Source organism: Haloferax prahovense (genome assembly GCF_000723845.1).
Lineage (GTDB): Archaea > Halobacteriota > Halobacteria > Halobacteriales > Haloferacaceae > Haloferax > Haloferax prahovense.
Map to the genome: position 1 here is coordinate 2,455,620 of NZ_LK053000.1, position 16,423 is coordinate 2,472,042.

Annotated in this window: 20 protein-coding genes and 1 tRNA gene; 11 read left to right on the forward strand and 10 right to left on the reverse strand. The window is 67.2% G+C overall.

Features of this window, described 5'->3' with window-relative positions; translation table 11 throughout:
• Nucleotides 1-78: 78 nt before the first annotated feature.
• Nucleotides 79-151: transfer RNA gene (locus BN984_RS12330), tRNA-Arg, on the reverse strand.
• Between the two features lie 78 nt (nt 152-229).
• On the reverse strand, nt 230-508 hold the full coding sequence (locus BN984_RS12335; RefSeq protein ID WP_008092855.1) for a Sec-independent protein translocase subunit TatA/TatB: 279 nt from the start codon (nt 506-508) through the stop codon (nt 230-232).
• Between the two features lie 259 nt (nt 509-767).
• On the opposite strand from BN984_RS12335, the gene BN984_RS12340 reads away from it, so the two are divergent.
• Both BN984_RS12340 and BN984_RS12345 read left to right on the forward strand, forming a co-directional pair.
• Nucleotides 768-1,268 carry a redoxin domain-containing protein gene (locus BN984_RS12340; protein WP_008092856.1) on the forward strand — a complete coding sequence of 167 codons (501 nt, stop codon included), beginning with the start codon at nt 768-770 and terminating at the stop codon, nt 1,266-1,268.
• An 81-nt stretch (nt 1,269-1,349) separates the two neighbouring features.
• Nucleotides 1,350-2,162 (forward strand): HD domain-containing protein, encoded by an 813-nt coding sequence (locus BN984_RS12345; RefSeq protein ID WP_008092857.1) that lies wholly within the window; start codon nt 1,350-1,352, stop codon nt 2,160-2,162.
• Between the two features lie 90 nt (nt 2,163-2,252).
• Here the strand turns inward: BN984_RS12345 and BN984_RS12350 are convergent, their stop codons facing one another.
• From BN984_RS12350 to BN984_RS12360, 3 genes are all read right to left on the reverse strand, one after another.
• Nucleotides 2,253-3,161, reverse strand: coding sequence for a mechanosensitive ion channel family protein (locus BN984_RS12350; RefSeq protein ID WP_008092858.1), 909 nt, complete (start codon nt 3,159-3,161; stop codon nt 2,253-2,255).
• Complete coding sequence (locus BN984_RS12355) at nt 3,158-3,406, reverse strand: YhbY family RNA-binding protein (RefSeq protein ID WP_004977417.1); 249 nt, start codon at nt 3,404-3,406, stop codon at nt 3,158-3,160. The genes BN984_RS12350 and BN984_RS12355 overlap by 4 nt, the downstream gene beginning before the upstream one ends.
• Nucleotides 3,407-3,517: 111 nt before the next feature.
• On the reverse strand, nt 3,518-3,793 hold the full coding sequence (locus tag BN984_RS12360) for a ribonuclease P protein component 4 (protein ID WP_004977416.1): 276 nt from the start codon (nt 3,791-3,793) through the stop codon (nt 3,518-3,520).
• A gap of 95 nt (nt 3,794-3,888) precedes the next feature.
• Here BN984_RS12360 and BN984_RS12365 point away from each other — a divergent pair, with 95 nt between their 5' ends.
• On the forward strand, nt 3,889-4,950 hold the full coding sequence (locus tag BN984_RS12365) for a glycosyltransferase family 4 protein (RefSeq protein ID WP_049968352.1): 1,062 nt from the start codon (nt 3,889-3,891) through the stop codon (nt 4,948-4,950).
• A gap of 126 nt (nt 4,951-5,076) precedes the next feature.
• Complete coding sequence (locus BN984_RS12370; protein WP_049968353.1) at nt 5,077-6,183, forward strand: glycosyltransferase family 4 protein; 1,107 nt, start codon at nt 5,077-5,079, stop codon at nt 6,181-6,183.
• A 30-nt stretch (nt 6,184-6,213) separates the two neighbouring features.
• Here the strand turns inward: BN984_RS12370 and BN984_RS12375 are convergent, their stop codons facing one another.
• The 4 genes from BN984_RS12375 to BN984_RS12390 form a co-directional block, all read right to left on the reverse strand.
• The gene (locus tag BN984_RS12375) at nt 6,214-6,642 is read right to left on the reverse strand and encodes a hypothetical protein (protein WP_004043771.1); all 429 of its coding nucleotides are present in this window, start codon (nt 6,640-6,642) and stop codon (nt 6,214-6,216) included.
• 60 nt (nt 6,643-6,702) lie between these two features.
• Nucleotides 6,703-7,449 carry a DUF2797 domain-containing protein gene (locus tag BN984_RS12380; RefSeq protein WP_008092864.1) on the reverse strand — a complete coding sequence of 249 codons (747 nt, stop codon included), beginning with the start codon at nt 7,447-7,449 and terminating at the stop codon, nt 6,703-6,705.
• 124 nt (nt 7,450-7,573) lie between these two features.
• Nucleotides 7,574-8,521: an NAD-dependent epimerase/dehydratase family protein gene (locus BN984_RS12385; RefSeq protein WP_008092866.1), complete on the reverse strand. Its 948-nt coding sequence runs from the start codon at nt 8,519-8,521 to the stop codon at nt 7,574-7,576.
• A gap of 73 nt (nt 8,522-8,594) precedes the next feature.
• A complete protein-coding gene (locus tag BN984_RS12390) occupies nt 8,595-9,494 on the reverse strand; it encodes an SDR family oxidoreductase (RefSeq protein ID WP_115827982.1) in 900 nt (299 codons plus the stop codon).
• 144 nt (nt 9,495-9,638) lie between these two features.
• Here BN984_RS12390 and BN984_RS12395 point away from each other — a divergent pair, with 144 nt between their 5' ends.
• From BN984_RS12395 to BN984_RS12420, 6 genes are all read left to right on the forward strand, one after another.
• Nucleotides 9,639-10,181 carry a tRNA (cytidine(56)-2'-O)-methyltransferase gene (locus BN984_RS12395; RefSeq protein WP_004970839.1) on the forward strand — a complete coding sequence of 181 codons (543 nt, stop codon included), beginning with the start codon at nt 9,639-9,641 and terminating at the stop codon, nt 10,179-10,181.
• A gap of 85 nt (nt 10,182-10,266) precedes the next feature.
• Nucleotides 10,267-10,797 carry a transcription factor TFIIE subunit alpha gene (locus BN984_RS12400; protein ID WP_004977409.1) on the forward strand — a complete coding sequence of 177 codons (531 nt, stop codon included), beginning with the start codon at nt 10,267-10,269 and terminating at the stop codon, nt 10,795-10,797.
• Nucleotides 10,798-11,475: a DUF2110 family protein gene (locus BN984_RS12405; protein WP_004977408.1), complete on the forward strand. Its 678-nt coding sequence runs from the start codon at nt 10,798-10,800 to the stop codon at nt 11,473-11,475.
• 4 nt (nt 11,476-11,479) lie between these two features.
• Nucleotides 11,480-12,235, forward strand: a complete 756-nt coding sequence (locus tag BN984_RS12410) for a DUF5803 family protein (RefSeq protein WP_008092873.1) — start codon at nt 11,480-11,482, stop codon at nt 12,233-12,235.
• 87 nt (nt 12,236-12,322) lie between these two features.
• Entirely contained in the window at nt 12,323-13,015 is a 693-nt protein-coding gene (locus BN984_RS12415) for a competence/damage-inducible protein A (protein WP_008092874.1), read from the forward strand.
• Nucleotides 13,016-13,321: 306 nt separating this feature from the next.
• The gene (locus BN984_RS12420; protein ID WP_049968354.1) at nt 13,322-14,386 is read left to right on the forward strand and encodes an ATP-NAD kinase family protein; all 1,065 of its coding nucleotides are present in this window, start codon (nt 13,322-13,324) and stop codon (nt 14,384-14,386) included.
• A 135-nt stretch (nt 14,387-14,521) separates the two neighbouring features.
• Here the strand turns inward: BN984_RS12420 and BN984_RS12425 are convergent, their stop codons facing one another.
• Nucleotides 14,522-14,896 carry a carboxymuconolactone decarboxylase family protein gene (locus BN984_RS12425; RefSeq protein WP_008092877.1) on the reverse strand — a complete coding sequence of 125 codons (375 nt, stop codon included), beginning with the start codon at nt 14,894-14,896 and terminating at the stop codon, nt 14,522-14,524.
• A 463-nt stretch (nt 14,897-15,359) separates the two neighbouring features.
• On the opposite strand from BN984_RS12425, the gene BN984_RS12430 reads away from it, so the two are divergent.
• Entirely contained in the window at nt 15,360-16,391 is a 1,032-nt protein-coding gene (locus BN984_RS12430) for a phosphate signaling complex PhoU family protein (protein WP_004977402.1), read from the forward strand.
• Nucleotides 16,392-16,423 lie beyond the last annotated feature (32 nt).

Below are 16,423 nucleotides of genomic sequence, written 5' to 3' on the forward strand. Positions count from 1 at the left end.
CGGTCGCTCACTGACGTTCGCTCCCCGATTCGAATCCCGCACGTTGCGTTATCGGACTCGCTCCGCTCGTCACGATAACGGGCGTGACGGGATTCGAACCCGCGATCGAGAGGTTAGGAACCTCTCGCCCTGTCCACTAGGCCACACGCCCTACGGCGCAATCTCTCAGGACTGGTCAAAAATCGCGTGGTTCGCCCTGCGCGGGCAGAAGAGAGAGAGTGAGCTGCGATTAGTTCGACGATTCGGTCGAAGCGGACTCGGTCTCGACCGAGTCAGCCGAACTCTCGATGGTCGCGTCGTCTTCGTCTTCGTCGTCGCCTTTCATATCCTGCAGCTCGTCCTCGATTTCCTCGCGGCCGCGCTGGAATTCGCCGATGGCCTGCCCGGAGGACCGAGCGAGCTTCGGAATCTTGTTCGCGCCGAACAGCAGGACGACGATGAGCAGAACGACGAGCAGCTCGGGCCCGCCCGGGAGTCCCGGGAACAGTGGGGTGATGGTCTCGAACATCGCTATTTCTGCGTTACCTAGTGGCAATTATAGGCTTTTTGCCTTCTGCGGGTTCTGGAAAGACGGAATATCGGCGTACCGGAACTCCCGCATCGGCCGAATCGACGCGTTTCGGCGCGTAACTCCTACGAAAAACTTGTGGCAGGCTGCCGGACGCGCTTGGCCGTTCCGATGCGCCGACTGGGTCGGTCCGTCACCACCGGTCCCCTGAATTTCCGACGACGGTGAAATAATGTGTGCGGAGTCGAATGGCACCCGTATGGTATCAGTCGGCGACGACGCCCCGGACTTCACCGCACCGCTCACCGACATCGACGGCGACATCGAGTCGTTCACGCTCTCCGAAAACCTCGACGACGCGCCCATCGTCCTCGCGTTCTTCCCCGCGGCCTTCACCGGCACGTGCACCACCGAGATGTGCACCTTCCGCGACCAGATGGCCAACTTCGAGGACGTCGGCGCGACGGTGTACGGCATCAGCATCGACACGCCGTTCACGCTGACGGAGTTCGCCGAGCAGAACGGACTCAACTTCGGCCTCATCAGCGACACGAACCGCGAACTCGTCGACGCCTACGACGTGGCGATGGACTTCGCGAGCCTCGGCGTCAACCGCGTGGCGAAGCGCGCGGTGTTCGTCGTCGACGGAGACGGCGAAGTCACCTACGCGTGGGTCAGCGACGACCCCGGCGTCGAACCCGACTACGACGCGGTCGAGGCCGCCGCCGCGAAGCTCGAAGAACCGACCGAGGCCGCGTAGGCTCACCCCGCCACGCGACGCGTTAGCGCACCTGATTCGGAGCCCAAGTTCTTTTCTCTCCGTGCGACCACCTTGCGGGTCATGAGCGATACCGAAGACACCCTGAACGGCGGCCGCGTCTACGACCCCGAGGCGGACCACGCCTTCCCCGACGAGAAGCTCAACGAGGTGCTCCCCGCGCTCCTCGAAGACGAGGAAGTGACGACGCTCCTCGAAGCGCAGAACGTGAACGCGGTGACGCGCAAGGGCTACAACGACCACGGCCCGAAGCACATCGAAATCGTCCGCAACCGCGCGCTTCGGCTGTACGACCTGCTCAAGGCCGGCGACTGCGAGTTCAACGGCGCGGCCGAGCAGGGACTCGCCGAGGCCGACGAAGCGGTCATCATCGCCCTCGCGGCGCAACTGCACGACATCGGTCACATCGTCCACCGCGACAACCACGCGTACTACTCCATTCCGCTCGCGTCGGACGTGCTCGACCGCTTCCTCCCCGAGTTCTACGGCCTCGCCGACGCGGTCCGAATCAAAGCGGAAGTCCTCCACGCCATCCTCTGTCACCACCGCGAGGAGGACCCGCTCACGCTCGAAGCCGGCGTCATCCGCGTCGCCGACGCGCTCGACATGGAACGCGGCCGCTCGCGCATCCCCTACGAGAAGGGCGGCCGCGGCATCAACACGCTCTCCAGCCGCGCCATCAACAACGTCGTCCTGAAGCCCGGCGAAGAGTCGCCGGTCCTCGTCGAAATCGAGATGGTGAACGCCGCGGGCGTCTATCAGGTCGACAACCTCCTGAAGGCGAAACTCGACGGCTCCGGCCTCGAAGACCACGTCCGCATCGTCGCGGTCAACACGAAGTCCGAAGACAGGCTCGTCGAGCGCATCGAACTCTAAGCGGCGCGTCGGGAGTCAAAAAATCCGAGTCGTCCGCACGGGCGACCGCCGCGGGTGGGTCCCGCAGTCGGCACCGGTTCGGTTCTCTCCTCAGTCGTTCGACTGCGCGAGGCGCTCCGCGCCGCCGACCGAGAGTTCGCCGCTGAGGGTGCGGTTCGGGTAGGGGATGTCGATTCCCTCCTCGTCGAACCGCTCTTTGACGGCGGTAACGTACTCGCCGCGGGTCTTCACGAAGTCGGCGCGGCTGGGCTGGGAAATCCAGATGCGCGACTTGAGCGTGACCGACGAGTCGCCGAGTTCGGTCAGTCTGACCGACGGCTCGGGCGTCGTCATGATTCCCTCGTGGTTTTCAGCCTCGTCGAGGATGATGTCGGTCGCCTGCTGGATGTCGTCGTCGTAGCCGATGCCGAACGGCACCTGCAGGCGGAGTTTGTCCTTCGCGACGGGGTTCTTGATGACGCCGTCGGTGAGCTGCGAGTTCGGCACAGTGAGCAGTTCGTTGTCGAAGGTACGAACGCGCGTCACGCGGAAGGAGATGTCCTCGACGACGCCGGAGTTGTCGTCCCATTCAATCCAGTCGTTGATGCGGAACGGCTTGTCGGTGAAGATGAAGATGCCGGCGACGAAGTTGGCGATGACGTCCTGCATCGCGAAGCCGATAGCGAGCGTCGCGGCCGCGCCGATGGTGGCGAGCGACTGCAGGATGTTGCCGAGGCCGGCGAACGCGAACCCCGCTCCGAGGGCGACGAACGCCACGACGAGGGTCGCGATTTTCATCAGGGGCTTTTTGGCGTGTTCCTCCGCGCCGCGTCGGTCGAGGACGCGGTTGAGCGCGGACGACACGACCGCCTTGCCGACGATGTAGACGACGACAAAGCCGAGAACGAGGCCCAGGAGCGTCCCGAGCGTCTCGGCGTACGGAACGTTCTGCTGGGTGAGGAGTCGACCGATAGCGCCGCCGTCACCCTGCAGTTGGAGCGGGAGTGCGAGCGCGTTCATCGGTGGTAGACCGCGGTCTTCCCCCTCGTCTCTATCAGTTCGGCGTTCACCCGGTCTGCGAGGTCTGCGGCCGCCTCGTCAACCGTCGTGCCGCCGAGCGCCGCCCGGAGGAACTTCGCTTTCACGAGGTTCCGGTCGGCCAGTTGGTCGTTGAGTTCGCCGACCACCGCTTCGATTCCGCTCTTACCCACCCAGACGGTCACGTCGACGTCGTGGGCCTCCTTTCGCAGCTCCTGCGTGTTCATGTGTGGCCTCCACTATGTGCCGGAGGGCTTCAATAGTAAGGCTTTGGCGGCCGTTTGGTTGTCGTACACACGCGAGAACGGGGCGATACTGCCGGAATCGCCGGCGGGCGGTCAGTACGGATAGCGTTTCGTCGCCCCGCAGTCGCATCTGACGACGACGCGGCCGCCGGCGCGGGTCCGGACGCGGGCGTTGACGCCGGGACGGAGGTAGGCGTCGCAGTCGTCGCAGGTGAACCGGCGGAACGCCTTCGGGAGGCCGCAGCGGTTCCGCTCTGCGACCCGGCGGGCGAGGCGGACGTACTCGCGGGCGCGCTCGTGGTCGCGGTCGCTCGCCGCCTCACGGGCGAGGTCGTGGAGTCGGTCGATGCGCTCCTCCGCGATGTTCATACACGTTCGGGCGAGCGGCCCGGACAAAGACGTTCCGAACCGCGACGCGGAGCCGAAGCCGGTAACGTGAAACCTCGGCCGGAAAAACGGCGACTGTGCGCGTCCTGAACTACCTCGAGTTCGCCTCGCAACTCGAACGCAGCGGCATCGGCACCGCCACCGACCAGCAGCGGGCGGCCCTCGCCACGACCGACGTGGAGGTCGTCACCTCCCCGTGGCCCGAGTCGGCCGCCGCGGGTGCCGCGGGCCTCCTGCGGGGCGACGGGGTCATCCGCGACTACGACGTGGCCCACTGCAACCTCATCGGCCCCGGGTCGCTCGCCGTGGCCGGACACGCCAAACGGAACGACATCCCGCTCGTGCTCCACTCGCACGTCACCCGCGAGGACTTCGCCGAGAGCTTCCGCGGGTCGACCGCGGTCGCCCCCGCCCTCGGAAAGTACCTCAAGTGGTTCTACTCGCAGGCAGACGTGGTGCTCTGTCCCTCCGAGTACACGAAGCGAACCCTCGAATCCTACCCGATCGACGCGCCGATTCGACCGATTTCGAACGGCGTCGACACCGACGCACTCGACGGGTTCGAGGAGCTCCGCGAGGAGTACAGAGCCGAGTACGACCTCGACGGCATGACCGTCTTCACCGTCGGCAACGTCTTCGAGCGCAAGGGCCTCACGACGTTCTGTACGCTCGCCCAGGAGACCGACTACGACTTCGCGTGGTTCGGCCCCTACGACACCGGGCCGCACGCCTCGAAGAAGGTGCGATACTGGGTCGAAAACGCCCCGGAGAACGTCACATTCTCCGGGTGGATAGACGACATCCGCGGCGCGTTCGGCGCGGGCGACGTCTACCTCTTCGCGACGAAAAACGAGAATCAGGGCATCGCCGTCCTCGAGGCGATGGCCTGCGGGAAGGCGGTCGTCCTCCGCGACATCCCGGTGTTCGAGGAGTTCTACACCCACGGCCACGACTGCCTGAAGTGTTCGACCGACGCGGAGTTCCGCCGGGCGCTCGACCTGCTCGCCCGCGACCCCGACCTCCGGCGGCGACTCGGCGAGAACGCCCGCGAGACGGCCGCCGAACACAGCCTCGACCGCGTCGGCGACAGGCTCGTCGAGACGTACGAGGACGCGCTGTCCGGACGACTCGAAGGCTGAGTGGCCGACTCTCGTCCGGCGACTCTCGTTGGCCGACCCCCGGGAGGCTGCCGATTGATTCGGTAACACACGACAGTCCAGCGGGAAGTCACAACGGTTTATCCCGTCGGGGTCGCACGAACGGCCATGCAGTCGGTCGCCGCGTTCACCGACACGTACCTACCGACCGTCAACGGCGTCACCTACACGATTCAGACGTGGCGCGAGCGGTGGCACCGCCGCGGCGGCCGCATGGACGTGGTGTTCCCAGCGGACGACGACTACGACCCCGAGCCCGGCGAGTACGGCGTCCGAAGCCTTCCGTTCCCGTTCTACGAGGGGATTCGAATCGGCGCGCCGCGCATTCCGGGAGCCGTCGACGACGTCGACGTCGTCCACGCCCACACTCCGTTCGGCCTCGGACTGGCCGGACTCCGACTCGCTCGCCGGCGCGACCTCCCGCTCGTGGCGACCTACCACACCCCGACCGGCGAGTACGCCGAGTACCTCAGCTCCGTCGGCGCTATCGAGCGCGGCGTCGAGCGCACCGCCGAGCGGTACGAGCGGTGGTTCTTCGACCGCGCCGACGCGGTCATCGTCCCGAGCGAGGACGCCGAGCGCCGCCTCGTCGACGAGGTCGGCGTCGAGGCCGAAATCGTCGTCCTCTCGAACGGCATCGACGTGGAGCGGTTCGAACCCGTCGAGGGCGACGACTTCCGCCGCCGCTACGACCTCGGCGACGGCCCCCTCATCGGCTACACGGGCCGTCACGGCTACGAGAAGCGTCTCGACGAACTCGTCCGGGCCGCGGCCGACCTCGACGCGACGCTCGTCTTCGGCGGCGACGGCCCCGCCCGCGACGAGCTGTCAGCCCTCGCCGACGACCTCGGCGTGGACGCACACTTCCTCGGCTTTCTCGACCGCGAGGAACTGCCGGCGTTCTACTCCGCGCTCGACGTGTTCTGTTTTCCGAGCCCCGTCGAGACGCAGGGGCTCGTCGCGCTGGAGGCCAACGCCTGCGGGACGCCCGTCGTCGGCGTCAACGAGGGCGCGCTCGAGGACACCGTCCTCGACGGCGTGACCGGCTACCACTACGAGTCCGGCGACTTAGACGGGTTCCGGCGCGGAATCCGGCGGGCGCTGGCGGAGCGCGAGGAGCTCAGCGCGCGGTGTCTCGACCGCCGTGACGAGGTGAGCGTCGACCGGTCTGTCGACCGACTCGCCGCGCTCTACGACCGGTTGGCATCGGAATAAAAAAACAGCGAGACCGACTGCGAAACCGCGTTAGTCGCGACCTTCGAGCGCGTCAGCGATGCGGCGCAGTTCGCGGTTCACGTCGCGGACCTCGTCGCGGAGCTGTCGGACCTCCCGGACGAGCTGTTCGTCGTTTCCGCTCCCCTGCTCGGGGTCGCGCGGGCCGCCGCCCATACTTCCGGGACCGCCGCCCATGCCGCCGCCGCCGCCCATGCCGCCGGGGCCGCCGCCGCCCATCATGCCGCTCATCATCTGCGCGAACGGGTTGCCGCCGCCGCCCATGCCGCCGGGGCCGCCGCCGCCCATCATCTCTTCGGGGTCGGGACGCTCGCCTTCCTCGCGCTCTTTCTCGCGGCGCTGTCGAATCTCTTCGACCCGCTCGCGGAACGACTTCTCTTCTTCGCCGTCGTCGCCCTCGCCGGGCGTCTGCGTCTCGTCTGCGGGTTCGTCGTCAGCCATGAGAGCGAATTGGCCGTCCTCCCGGAAAGTGCTGACGGTCTCTGAGAAGCGTGACGTCGCTCACCCGAACGCGCCGAGGCTCGACTGGAGGTCGCGGTCGGTCCCGCCGTCGCCGAGTTCGTGGCCGACGAGGTCGCGCATGTCGACCGCGTAGGTCGTCCCGCGGTGGTCGAGGACGAGCACGCGCCCCTTCACGCCGCGGACCGTTCCCGTGGCGACGGTCTCGGCGACAGGTGAGCCGGCGAGGTCGAGACCGTAGTCGAACGCGAACGTCTCGATGGGGTCGAACTGGGCGACGAGGGCGTCCCACGCCGCGGCGTCGACCGCCCGGCCGAACCCCTCGATTTTGGTCGGGACGCGGATTCGGTCCGGAATCTCGGTCGCCAGTTCGGCCTCGTACTCGCGGGCGACGCGACCGTCGGAGAACGTTCGGATGTGGGCCCCGCGGTCCGCGCCCTGCTCGCGCAGGCGGGTGTCGAGTCGCCACTCGCGGGTGACGCCGACTTTGAACGTGTCGGGGGCGAACGCGGCGAGGTAGACCGCGTGGTCCTCGTCGCAGTCCATCTCGTCTTTCAGACACGTCCCGGTACACTTCGCGCAGACCCACGTGTGGCGGTGGTCCGGGCAGTAGGGCGCGCGGTCGTTGTCGCAGGCGACGTGTCGGTCGTCGTGGATGGTGCCCGCGCAGTGTCGCTCGCCGAGGCGGTAGTCGAGTTCGGTGCCGGGGTCGAGCGCGACCGAGTCGATGCCGCCGCTCGCGCTCACGAACAGCGCGGGGGTTCCGGTATCGTAGCCGACGACCTGCACGCTCCGGGGTAGGGAGTCGCGGTAGAAAGGTGGCTCGCTCCGGGGGCGAACTGCGAGGCCTGCCGGGCGTCGCCCCGCGGTGTCGGTGTTGGTCGCGGCTGTCCGTCGCGGTTATCGGCAGTCGTTATTCGTACTCGGCGCGGAGTTCTTCGGCGAGTTCCTCGGCCGCGCGGCGGACGGCCTCGTCGCTCGACCCGTCGGGCTCCCAGCCGAGCGCGGAGAGCTTCTCGATGGAGAGGCGCATCTTCGGCACGTCGCCGGTCCAGCCGCGGTCGCCGCCGGTGTACTCGAACTCGGGGTCGAGGTCCAGCACGTCGGCGACGATGTTGGCGATGGTCGTCACCGAGGTGGTCGTCCGCGTGCCGAGGTTGTAGACGTTGTAGTCGCGGTCGGCGTGCTCGACGATGTGGCACATCGCGTCGATGCAGTCCTCGACGTGGAGGTAGGACTTCTCCTGCCGGCCGTCGCCGAGGATTTCGAGTGTCTCGGGGTCTTCGAGGAGCTTCTCGATGAAGTCGGGGATGACGTTGCCGCGCTGGTTCGGGCCGACGATGTTGGCGAAGCGGTACATGTAGACCGTGACGTCGTAGGAGTGGGCGAACGTCGACAAGAGGCCCTCGTCGGCGAGTTTGGAGGAGCCGTAGATGCTGATGGGTTCGAGCGGCGCGTAGTCCTCGGGCGTCGGCCGCGGGGCCTCGCCGTAAATCGTCGACGACGAGGTAAAGGAGATGTTCGACACGCCGACCTCCTGCATCCGTTCGAGGATGTTGTAGGTCATCTCGGTGTTCTCCTCGAACAGCTGGCGGGGGTTGCCGTAGTTCGTGTCCGTGTAGGCCGCGAAGTGGAAGACGATGTCGAGGTCCTCGGTGACGGCCTCGGCGACGTCGTCGGGGTCGGTCATGTCGGCCTGTACGAACTCGACGCCGTCGGGGACCTGCTCGCGGTCTCCCTTCGAGAGGTCGTCGGCGACGACCACGTGGTTGTCCTCGGAGAGGCGCGCGGCGAGGTGAGACCCGACGAGTCCTGCGCCCCCGGTCACGAGGACGCGCTTGTCGGAGAGTTCCAGCGACATGGCTCAGATGATTCGACCGAGTGATAAGTCCGTTTCCCCTCCGGGCCGCGGCCGGGCGTCGGTGACGTCCGCGCTACCGGGACCACGAGAGTCCGGTCAGGTCCTCGCTCAGCCGCCACAGCTCCCGGACGTGTTCGGGGTCCGTCGCCGCGGCCGACGGCTCGGCCGGCGCGCAGTCGGAGAAGTAGGCCCCGGTCACTCCCGCGACGGCCGGCGACGCGGCGAGGTAGACGGTCGTGTCGGCGGCCGTCGCTGGCGTATCCGCGAAGCCGCCGACGAGTCGGCGCGGGAGTCGGGAGAGCAGGCCGACCCCGGTGCGGACGGGGAGCGAGGCGTCGCGCCACAGGCCGCTCGACGGGACGAAGCCGGGGTGACAGCAGTTCGCGGTCGGGCCGTCGAGCCTGTCGGCGAGGCCGGCGGTGAAGAGGACGTTTGCCAGTTTCGATCGAGCGTAGGCGTCGAGGCCGTCGTAGTCATCGAGACCCGTCGCGTCGAGCGGGCCCTCGAATCGGCGGTGGACTTCCGAGGAGACGGTGACGACGCGGCCGTCGTCGGGGAGCAGGTCGCGGAGCCCGTGTGTGAGGACGAACGGCGCGAGGTGGTTGACGGCGAACGTCTTCTCCACGCCGTCGGCGGTCAGTTCGCCCGTCGAGAAGTGCGCGCCGGCGTTGTTGACGAGTACGTCCACGCGGTCGGTCCGGTCGCGGACCGCCGCCGCGAGGCGGCGCACGGTGTCCTGTTCGGCGAGGTCGGCGCGAAAGAAGACCGCGTCGCCCCCGGCGTCTTCCACGGCCGCGGCGACGGTCCGACCCGCGTCCCGGTCGCGGCCGTGGACGAAGACGGTCGCACCGAGTCGGCCGAGAGCGAGCGCGGTCTCGCGGCCGACGCCGGAGGTCGCGCCGGTCACCAGCGCAGTTCGGTTCGACAGGTCGGCGCGCTCGACGCCCGCGCCGACTTCCGGGCGGTGGTTCATGCGTACGTCTGCGGCGGGAGCGTAGATAAATCTCGACCGCGGGGACAGGTAGACGAACGGACAGATGGACGAACGGACAAGGGACCGCCGCGCCGCCGCCCGCGTTCCGAAAGCACCACTTTCCCCCACCGTCTTCGGAGAGACATGCACAACGAACCCGAGGTCGCCGTCCTCCGGTACGGACACCGGCCGGGGCGCGACGACCGGATGACGACGCACGTCGGCCTGACGGCCCGCGCGCTCGGCGCTGACCGGGTCATCCTCCCGGACAACGCCGGCCACTCGATGGAGACCGTCGAGGACATCACGGGCCGGTTCGGCGGCCCCTTCGAGGTCGAACTCACCGAGGCGCTCAACGGCGTCATCCGCAACTGGGAGGGTAAGGTCGTCCACCTCACGATGTACGGCGAGCGCGTTCAGGACGTGGAGGCCGACATCCGCGAGGCGCACGCCGAAGAACCGCTTCTCGTCGTCGTCGGCGGGGAGAAGGTCCCCTTCGAGGTGTACGAGGGGGCGGACTGGAACGTCGGCGTCACGAACCAGCCGCACTCGGAGGTCGCCGGCCTCGCGGTGTTCCTCGACCGCCTGTTCGACGGGCGCGAGCTCGACCGCGAGTGGGAGGACGCCGAAAACCGGGTCGTCCCGATGGCGACGGGCAAGAAAGTCGTACCGGCCGACGAGGAGTAATCGGACGCGTCGGCGCGCCCGCCGGCGGTTCTCCGCTGCCCGGGAGTAATAAGACTTAATGGCGTTCCTGACGCCATTTCGCACAATGGCTTTTGAGGAGTTACTGAACGACCCTGTTATCCAGAAGTACCTCCACGAGTTGGTTGGGCCCACTGGGATGCCGGTCGCGGCGGCACCCCCGGACGGCGAGGTCACCGACGAGGAACTCGCCGAGGAACTGCGGCTCGAGCTCAACGACGTGCGCCGTGCGCTCTTTATCCTCTACGAGAACGACCTCGCGTCGTATCGTCGCGTCCGCGACGAGGATTCCGGCTGGCTCACCTACCTCTGGACGTTCCACTACGAAAACATCCCCGAGAACCTCGAAGAGGAGATGTACCGCCTCCTCGAGGCGCTCGAGGAACGACTCGACTACGAGCGCGACCACGAGTTCTACCTCTCGGAGCCCGCCGGCATCCGCTTCGAGTTCTCCGAGGCGATGGAGCTCGGCTTCCAGTGCCCCGAGACCGGTGCGCCCCTCGAACCGATGGACAACGACGACCTCGTCGACGCGATGGAACGACGCATCGAAGAGCTTCGAGACGAGCTCAACGTCGAAGTGACGGGGACGAACTGAATGGTCGTTCTCGCAACGAAGTGCTACATCGACGGTGACGCCCGCGACCGCGCGCTCGACAGCCTCACCTCGCTCGTCGCCAACGATATCGGCGACCTCGACGTGGAGTACGACATCGGCGTCCGCGACGACGACTTCATCTCCGTGACGGTCTCCGGCGACGACGAGACGGTCGCGCGCAACGTCCTCCGCGAGGAGTGGGGCGAAGTCACGCCGCACCTCTCGGCCGGTGAGACCTACGTCGGCACGCTCGAACACTGGGACGACGACGGCTTCGTCCTCGACGCCGGCATCGAGGTGCGCATCCCGACCGAGGAACTCGGCCTCGGGCGCGGCTCCGCGACCCAGATTCGCGACCGCTTCGGCCTCGTCCAGCACATGCCGCTGACGTTCGTCTACGGCGGCGACGACGAGCCCTCGCGGCTGGCCGACGAGCAGGTCGACCGCCTCTACGACTGGACCCGCGGCAGCGGTCGCGTCAACGTCAATAGCGCGACCCGCGGCGAGGTCCGCGCAACGGTCAACCGCGCCGGTCACGCGAAGGACATCGTGACCGTCGAGCGCCTCGGCCTCCTCGAACAGAGCATCGTCTGCCGGGACGAGACCGACCCGCCGGGCCTCCTCGCCAGCATCGGCTCGTACCTGCCGGCCGAACTGAAGTGCGTCATCGGCCAGTAAGACGATGAACAGGCGACTCCTCGTCGGTATCGCCGCGCTCGCCCTCCTCCTCGTGACCGCCGGCTGTCTCGGCGGCACCTCCAGCGTCTCGAACGACCGGCTCGACGCCGCGCCCGACGGCGAGTACGCGTGGACCGCCGAGACGGACGCGCACATCACCGTCCAGGACAACGGCCGGTTCCGCGCGGTCTACGAGATGAACGGCTCGTTCGTCGAACTCTACCGGTTCGACGGCTTCGGCAGTCGGACGCCGCTTCCGGTCGAGGCGGTCCGCTACCGCTACGAAAACGGGACCGTCATCAACGGGACCGAACTGAAGGCCCGCGGCGGCGACGTGACCCAGAACGACCGCATCACGAACGTCACGCTCCCCGCGGACGCCGGGAGCGCCGGCAAAATCGCGTTCAGTTCGTCGTCCTCGCCGAAGCGGTTCTCGCTTCCCGTCTTCGTCGAGGGGAGCTACGAGGTCGTCCTGCCCGCCGACCGCCGCGTCGACTTCCCGATATTCGGGGCGGTTCGGCCGTCCGGCTACGACACCGAGGTCATCGACGACCGGGTCCACATCCGGTGGCCCGAGGTGACCGACGGGAACGTCGTCGTGCAGTTCTACCTCCAGCGCGACCTCGGTATCTTCGCGGCCGTCGCCGCCGTCTCGGTGCTCGTCGGCGGCGCGGGGATACTCTACTACCGCCGGCAGATTCAGGCGCTTCGCGACCGCCGACAGGAACTCGGCTTGGACGTCGAAGACGACGACCGCTGACGGCCGCCCGAGAGACGCGGCGTCGGTCGCCCGGCTCGGTTCGCCGGTGTGAACGCTTTTTTGCCTCGCAGCCCGCTACCTCGGGATATGCAAGTCGCCGTGGTCACCGTCGGGGACGAACTCCTCGCCGGCGACACCGTCAACACGAACGCCGCGTGGTTGTGCACGGAACTGACAGAGCGGGGCGTCTCCGTCGAGCGCGTGACGACGGTCCCCGACCGCGTCGCCGACATCGCCCGCGTGGTAAACGAATACCACGCCGAGTACGACGCCGTCGTCGTCACCGGCGGGCTTGGGCCGACCCACGACGACGTGACGATGGAGGCCGTTGCGGCCGCGTTCGGGCGCTCTCTGGAGCGGAACCCCGACGCCGAGGAGTGGCTGGAGACGAACGGCGGCTACTCCGCGGCGGACCTCGTGGAGGGAACGACCGACCTTCCTGCGGGGTCGCGGATGCTCCCGAACGACGAGGGCGTCGCGCCCGGCGCGGTCGTCGGTTCGGTGTACGTGCTCCCCGGCGTCCCCGGCGAGATGAAAGCCATGTTCGCCCGCGTCGCCGACGAGTTCGCCGGCGAGCGGACCCACGTCCGGTTCGTCCACACGTCGGAGCCCGAAAGCTCGCTCATCGAGCGGTTCGAGGCCGTCCAATCGGAGTTCGACGTGACCGTCGGGAGCTACCCCGGCGACCACGTCAGAATCAAACTCGCCGGGGCCGACGAGGAGACCGTCGAATCGGCGGCCGCGTGGCTCGAAGCGCGAGTCGAGTCGTACGAAGAATAGGGTCGGTCGGCCGACGGGTCAGCGCTGGAGGTACCAGAGCCACCCGGCGGTCATGAGAATACCCACGAGAAGCACGGTCGCGGCCGTCTCCGAGGTCGGCAGCACCTGTCCGGCGGATTCTAACGGAATCATGGATGACAATTGCTCGGTCCCCTTGTTAAACGGTGAGGTTCCGGCGACGGTCGGTGCGGGCTGAACGTCGCCACCGTGGTCGACGCGCGCTGCCCGCGGCACCGTCGCTCGCGGCGGGCGGTTCGGCCGCCGGCTACCGCGTCGCTTTTCCCCCGGGCGGGGGTTCGTTCAGTCATGCGAATCGGTGTCGTCGTCAACCCCGTCGCGGGGATGGGCGGCCGGGTCGGCCTGAAGGGAACCGACGGGAAAGTCGCGGAGGCCAGAGCGCGCGGCGCGGAGCCGCGGTCGCCGGAGCGGGCGCGACGGGCGCTCTCGCGGCTCTTCGAGGCCGACCCCGAGACAGAACTGCTCGCGTGGGGCGGGGAGATGGGCGCGTCGGCCGCCCGAGATGCCGGGTTCGACCCCGACGTGCTCGGCGAGCCGTCCGGCGGCGAGACGAGCGCGGCCGACACGGTCGCCGCCGTCGAGTCGTTTGTCGCCGCCGACGCGGACCTCGTGTTGTTCGTCGGCGGCGACGGGACCGCCGCCGACGTGGCCGAGGCGCTCGACGGCACCGACGTCCCGATGCTCGGCGTCCCCGCGGGCGTGAAGGTCTACTCCTCCGTTTTCGCCGTCTCGCCGGAGGACGCCGCCCACGTCGTCACCTCGTTCGAGCGGACCGAAGCCCGCGAGGTCATGGACATCGACGAGGACGACTACCGCGCCGGCGAGGTCAGGCCGGAGCTTCGGGCGGTCGCGCACGTTCCCGTCGCCGAGGACCTCCAGTCGTCGAAACAGACCGGCGGCGGAACCGTCGAGGCGCTCGCTGCGGGCGTCGCCGACGACATCCGGGCGACGGCGGGCGTCACCTACGTCCTCGGCCCCGGGAGCACCGTCGGCGCGGTGAAAGCCGAGTTGGGTATCGACGGGTCGCCGCTGGGCGTCGACATCTACCGCGACGGCGAGGTACTCGCCCGCGACGCGACCGAAGCCGAGATTCTGGCGAGCCTCGGCGAGGAGAACGTCATCGTCGTCACGCCAATCGGCGGACAGGGGTTCGTCTTCGGCCGCGGCAACCCTCAACTCTCTCCCGACGTGATTCGCCGCTGCGACGTGTCGGTCGTCGCTTCGCGGTCGAAACTCGACGCGATTCCGGTCCTTCGGGTCGACACCGACGACCCGGACCTCGACGCGGACCTCCGCGGGTGGACGAAAGTCCGCGTGGGTCGCGTCGAGCGGCGGATGATGAAAATCGAGTGAGCGTCGCCGTCGAACTACTCAGTTGCGGTCGCTTGGTGCGCTGTACTGACCAGGGGCGCAGGCCGGTCGTGACCGACTCGACGCGCCGCGCCAACAGAAAAATCGAGCGGGAGAACGCTCCCGTCGGCCGTCTCGTCAGTCGTCTGCCGGTGCCTGTTGTTGCGTGATGTACTCGACGATTTCGTCCGTTTCAGCCTTGAATTCGTCGAGGTCGGTCTCGTTCCCGTGGAGAATCGTCGAGAAGTACTTGGTGTCGGCGGCGAGGTTGACGGTTTCCCGGAGTTCGTCGTCTGTGACGCCGCTCAACCGAGCCTCTTCCTTGTGGAAGTAGGTACAGAACGGACAGTTGGTGGCGGCCGCGACGCCGACCCCGATGAGCGCTTTCTCTCTCGCGGACAGTTCGGTGTTCTCGCCCAGATTGAGGTCGCGGAAGAGCCCCCAACTGTGTTCGCTCGCCGGTTCTGCCAAGTTCTCCATCCAACCCGGGACTTGACCGAGCATTCCCTCCATCTCTTGTTGTGTGGCTTTCGATACCATGTGTTACCCACCCTGAACCTCCGAAGCCCAATGCGGCAGGGAGGTGTGTTAGTATAACGTATCAGAATGGTAAAGTTATATATTAACTAGAAATGTATAATCTGACCGTATCGACGACGTTCCGCGGAACTGCGCAGTTAATACGCTGCTTTACCGGACGTTCATCCCGAAAAAGGTGAACCGACGTTCACCTCCTCTGAACACATCCTCCGCCTGCGTCGCGTCGAATTCCGCAAAGCTGAGCCACTTCACCGGGCCGACCGAGAGATACGCAGTCTCTCGGAACAGGCGGTGCCCGACGAGGTCCCTCTCGCTCGAATTCGGACGACGTGAATGATTTAATATTTGGGACCGTGTGCAATGAGACCCACTACCCATTATTCATGGAGGGTGTAATATAGTGAGATTTAAGGTCATTGGATGGGTTCTGACTGGCATGGAAACCCGGAAAGTCCAGCGTCTCGGTCCCTCCACGCTGGCGATGACGCTTCCAGCGGAGTGGGCCAAGGAACACAACGTCGAGAAGGGCGACGAGGTGACGATTCGGACGAGCGGCAAGGGAACGCTGACCGTGCTTCCCGAGTCGGTCAACACGGAGGACTCGAAGGCGACGATTCGCGCTGACAGTCTGAACGCGGAGGCGCTCGAACGCGCCATCGTGGCGCAGTACGTCCTCGGACGGCGCGTCATCCACATCGAGAAAAGCGAGGGCGCGCTCGATTCGGACCACATCAACGCCGTCTACAAGGCCGAGACCCAGCTCATGGGCCTCGGCGTCATCGAGGAGACGCCCGAGCGAATCGCGATTCGCTGCTCGGTCGACGCGGAGGACTTCACCCTCGACAACCTGCTCGAGCGCCTCGAAAACACGGGGAGCACGATGCGCGGCGAGGCCATCAAGGCGCTCGCCCACGGCAACCCCGACCTCGCCCAGCGGGCGCTCAACCGCGAGCGGCAGGCGAACAAGATTTTCGTCCTCCTGCTCCGACTCATCTTCACGTCCTACCAGAACCCCAACCTCGCGCGGGCGGTCGGCCTCGACTCCGGCTTCCCGCTCATCGGCTACCGCTCGGTGGCGAAGAACCTCGAACTGACCGCCGACAACGCCGAGGACATCGCCAACATCGTCATGGACGCCGAGGGCCACACCATCGACGTCGACCAGTCGACGATGCGGCGCATCCGCGAGTTCACCGACCACGTCGACGAGATTACGACGACCGCGGTTCGGGCCGTCGTCGAGCGCGACTACGACCTCACCATCGAGTGTCGAGAGCTGTTCCGCGAGATAAGCGACCGGGAGCGCGACATCCTCAACGACCTCCCGGAGATGGAAAACCAGAAGCTCCTCCAGATTCGCGAGGTGCTCGTGAGCCTCCAGCAGACCGCGCAGTACGCGATGCGGAACGCCGAAATCGCATCGAACCTCGCGCTCAACGAGGAGTCGGACCACGTCACGATAGACTGAGGAACGAAAGACCGCGGGCGGCGCGCCGTCGC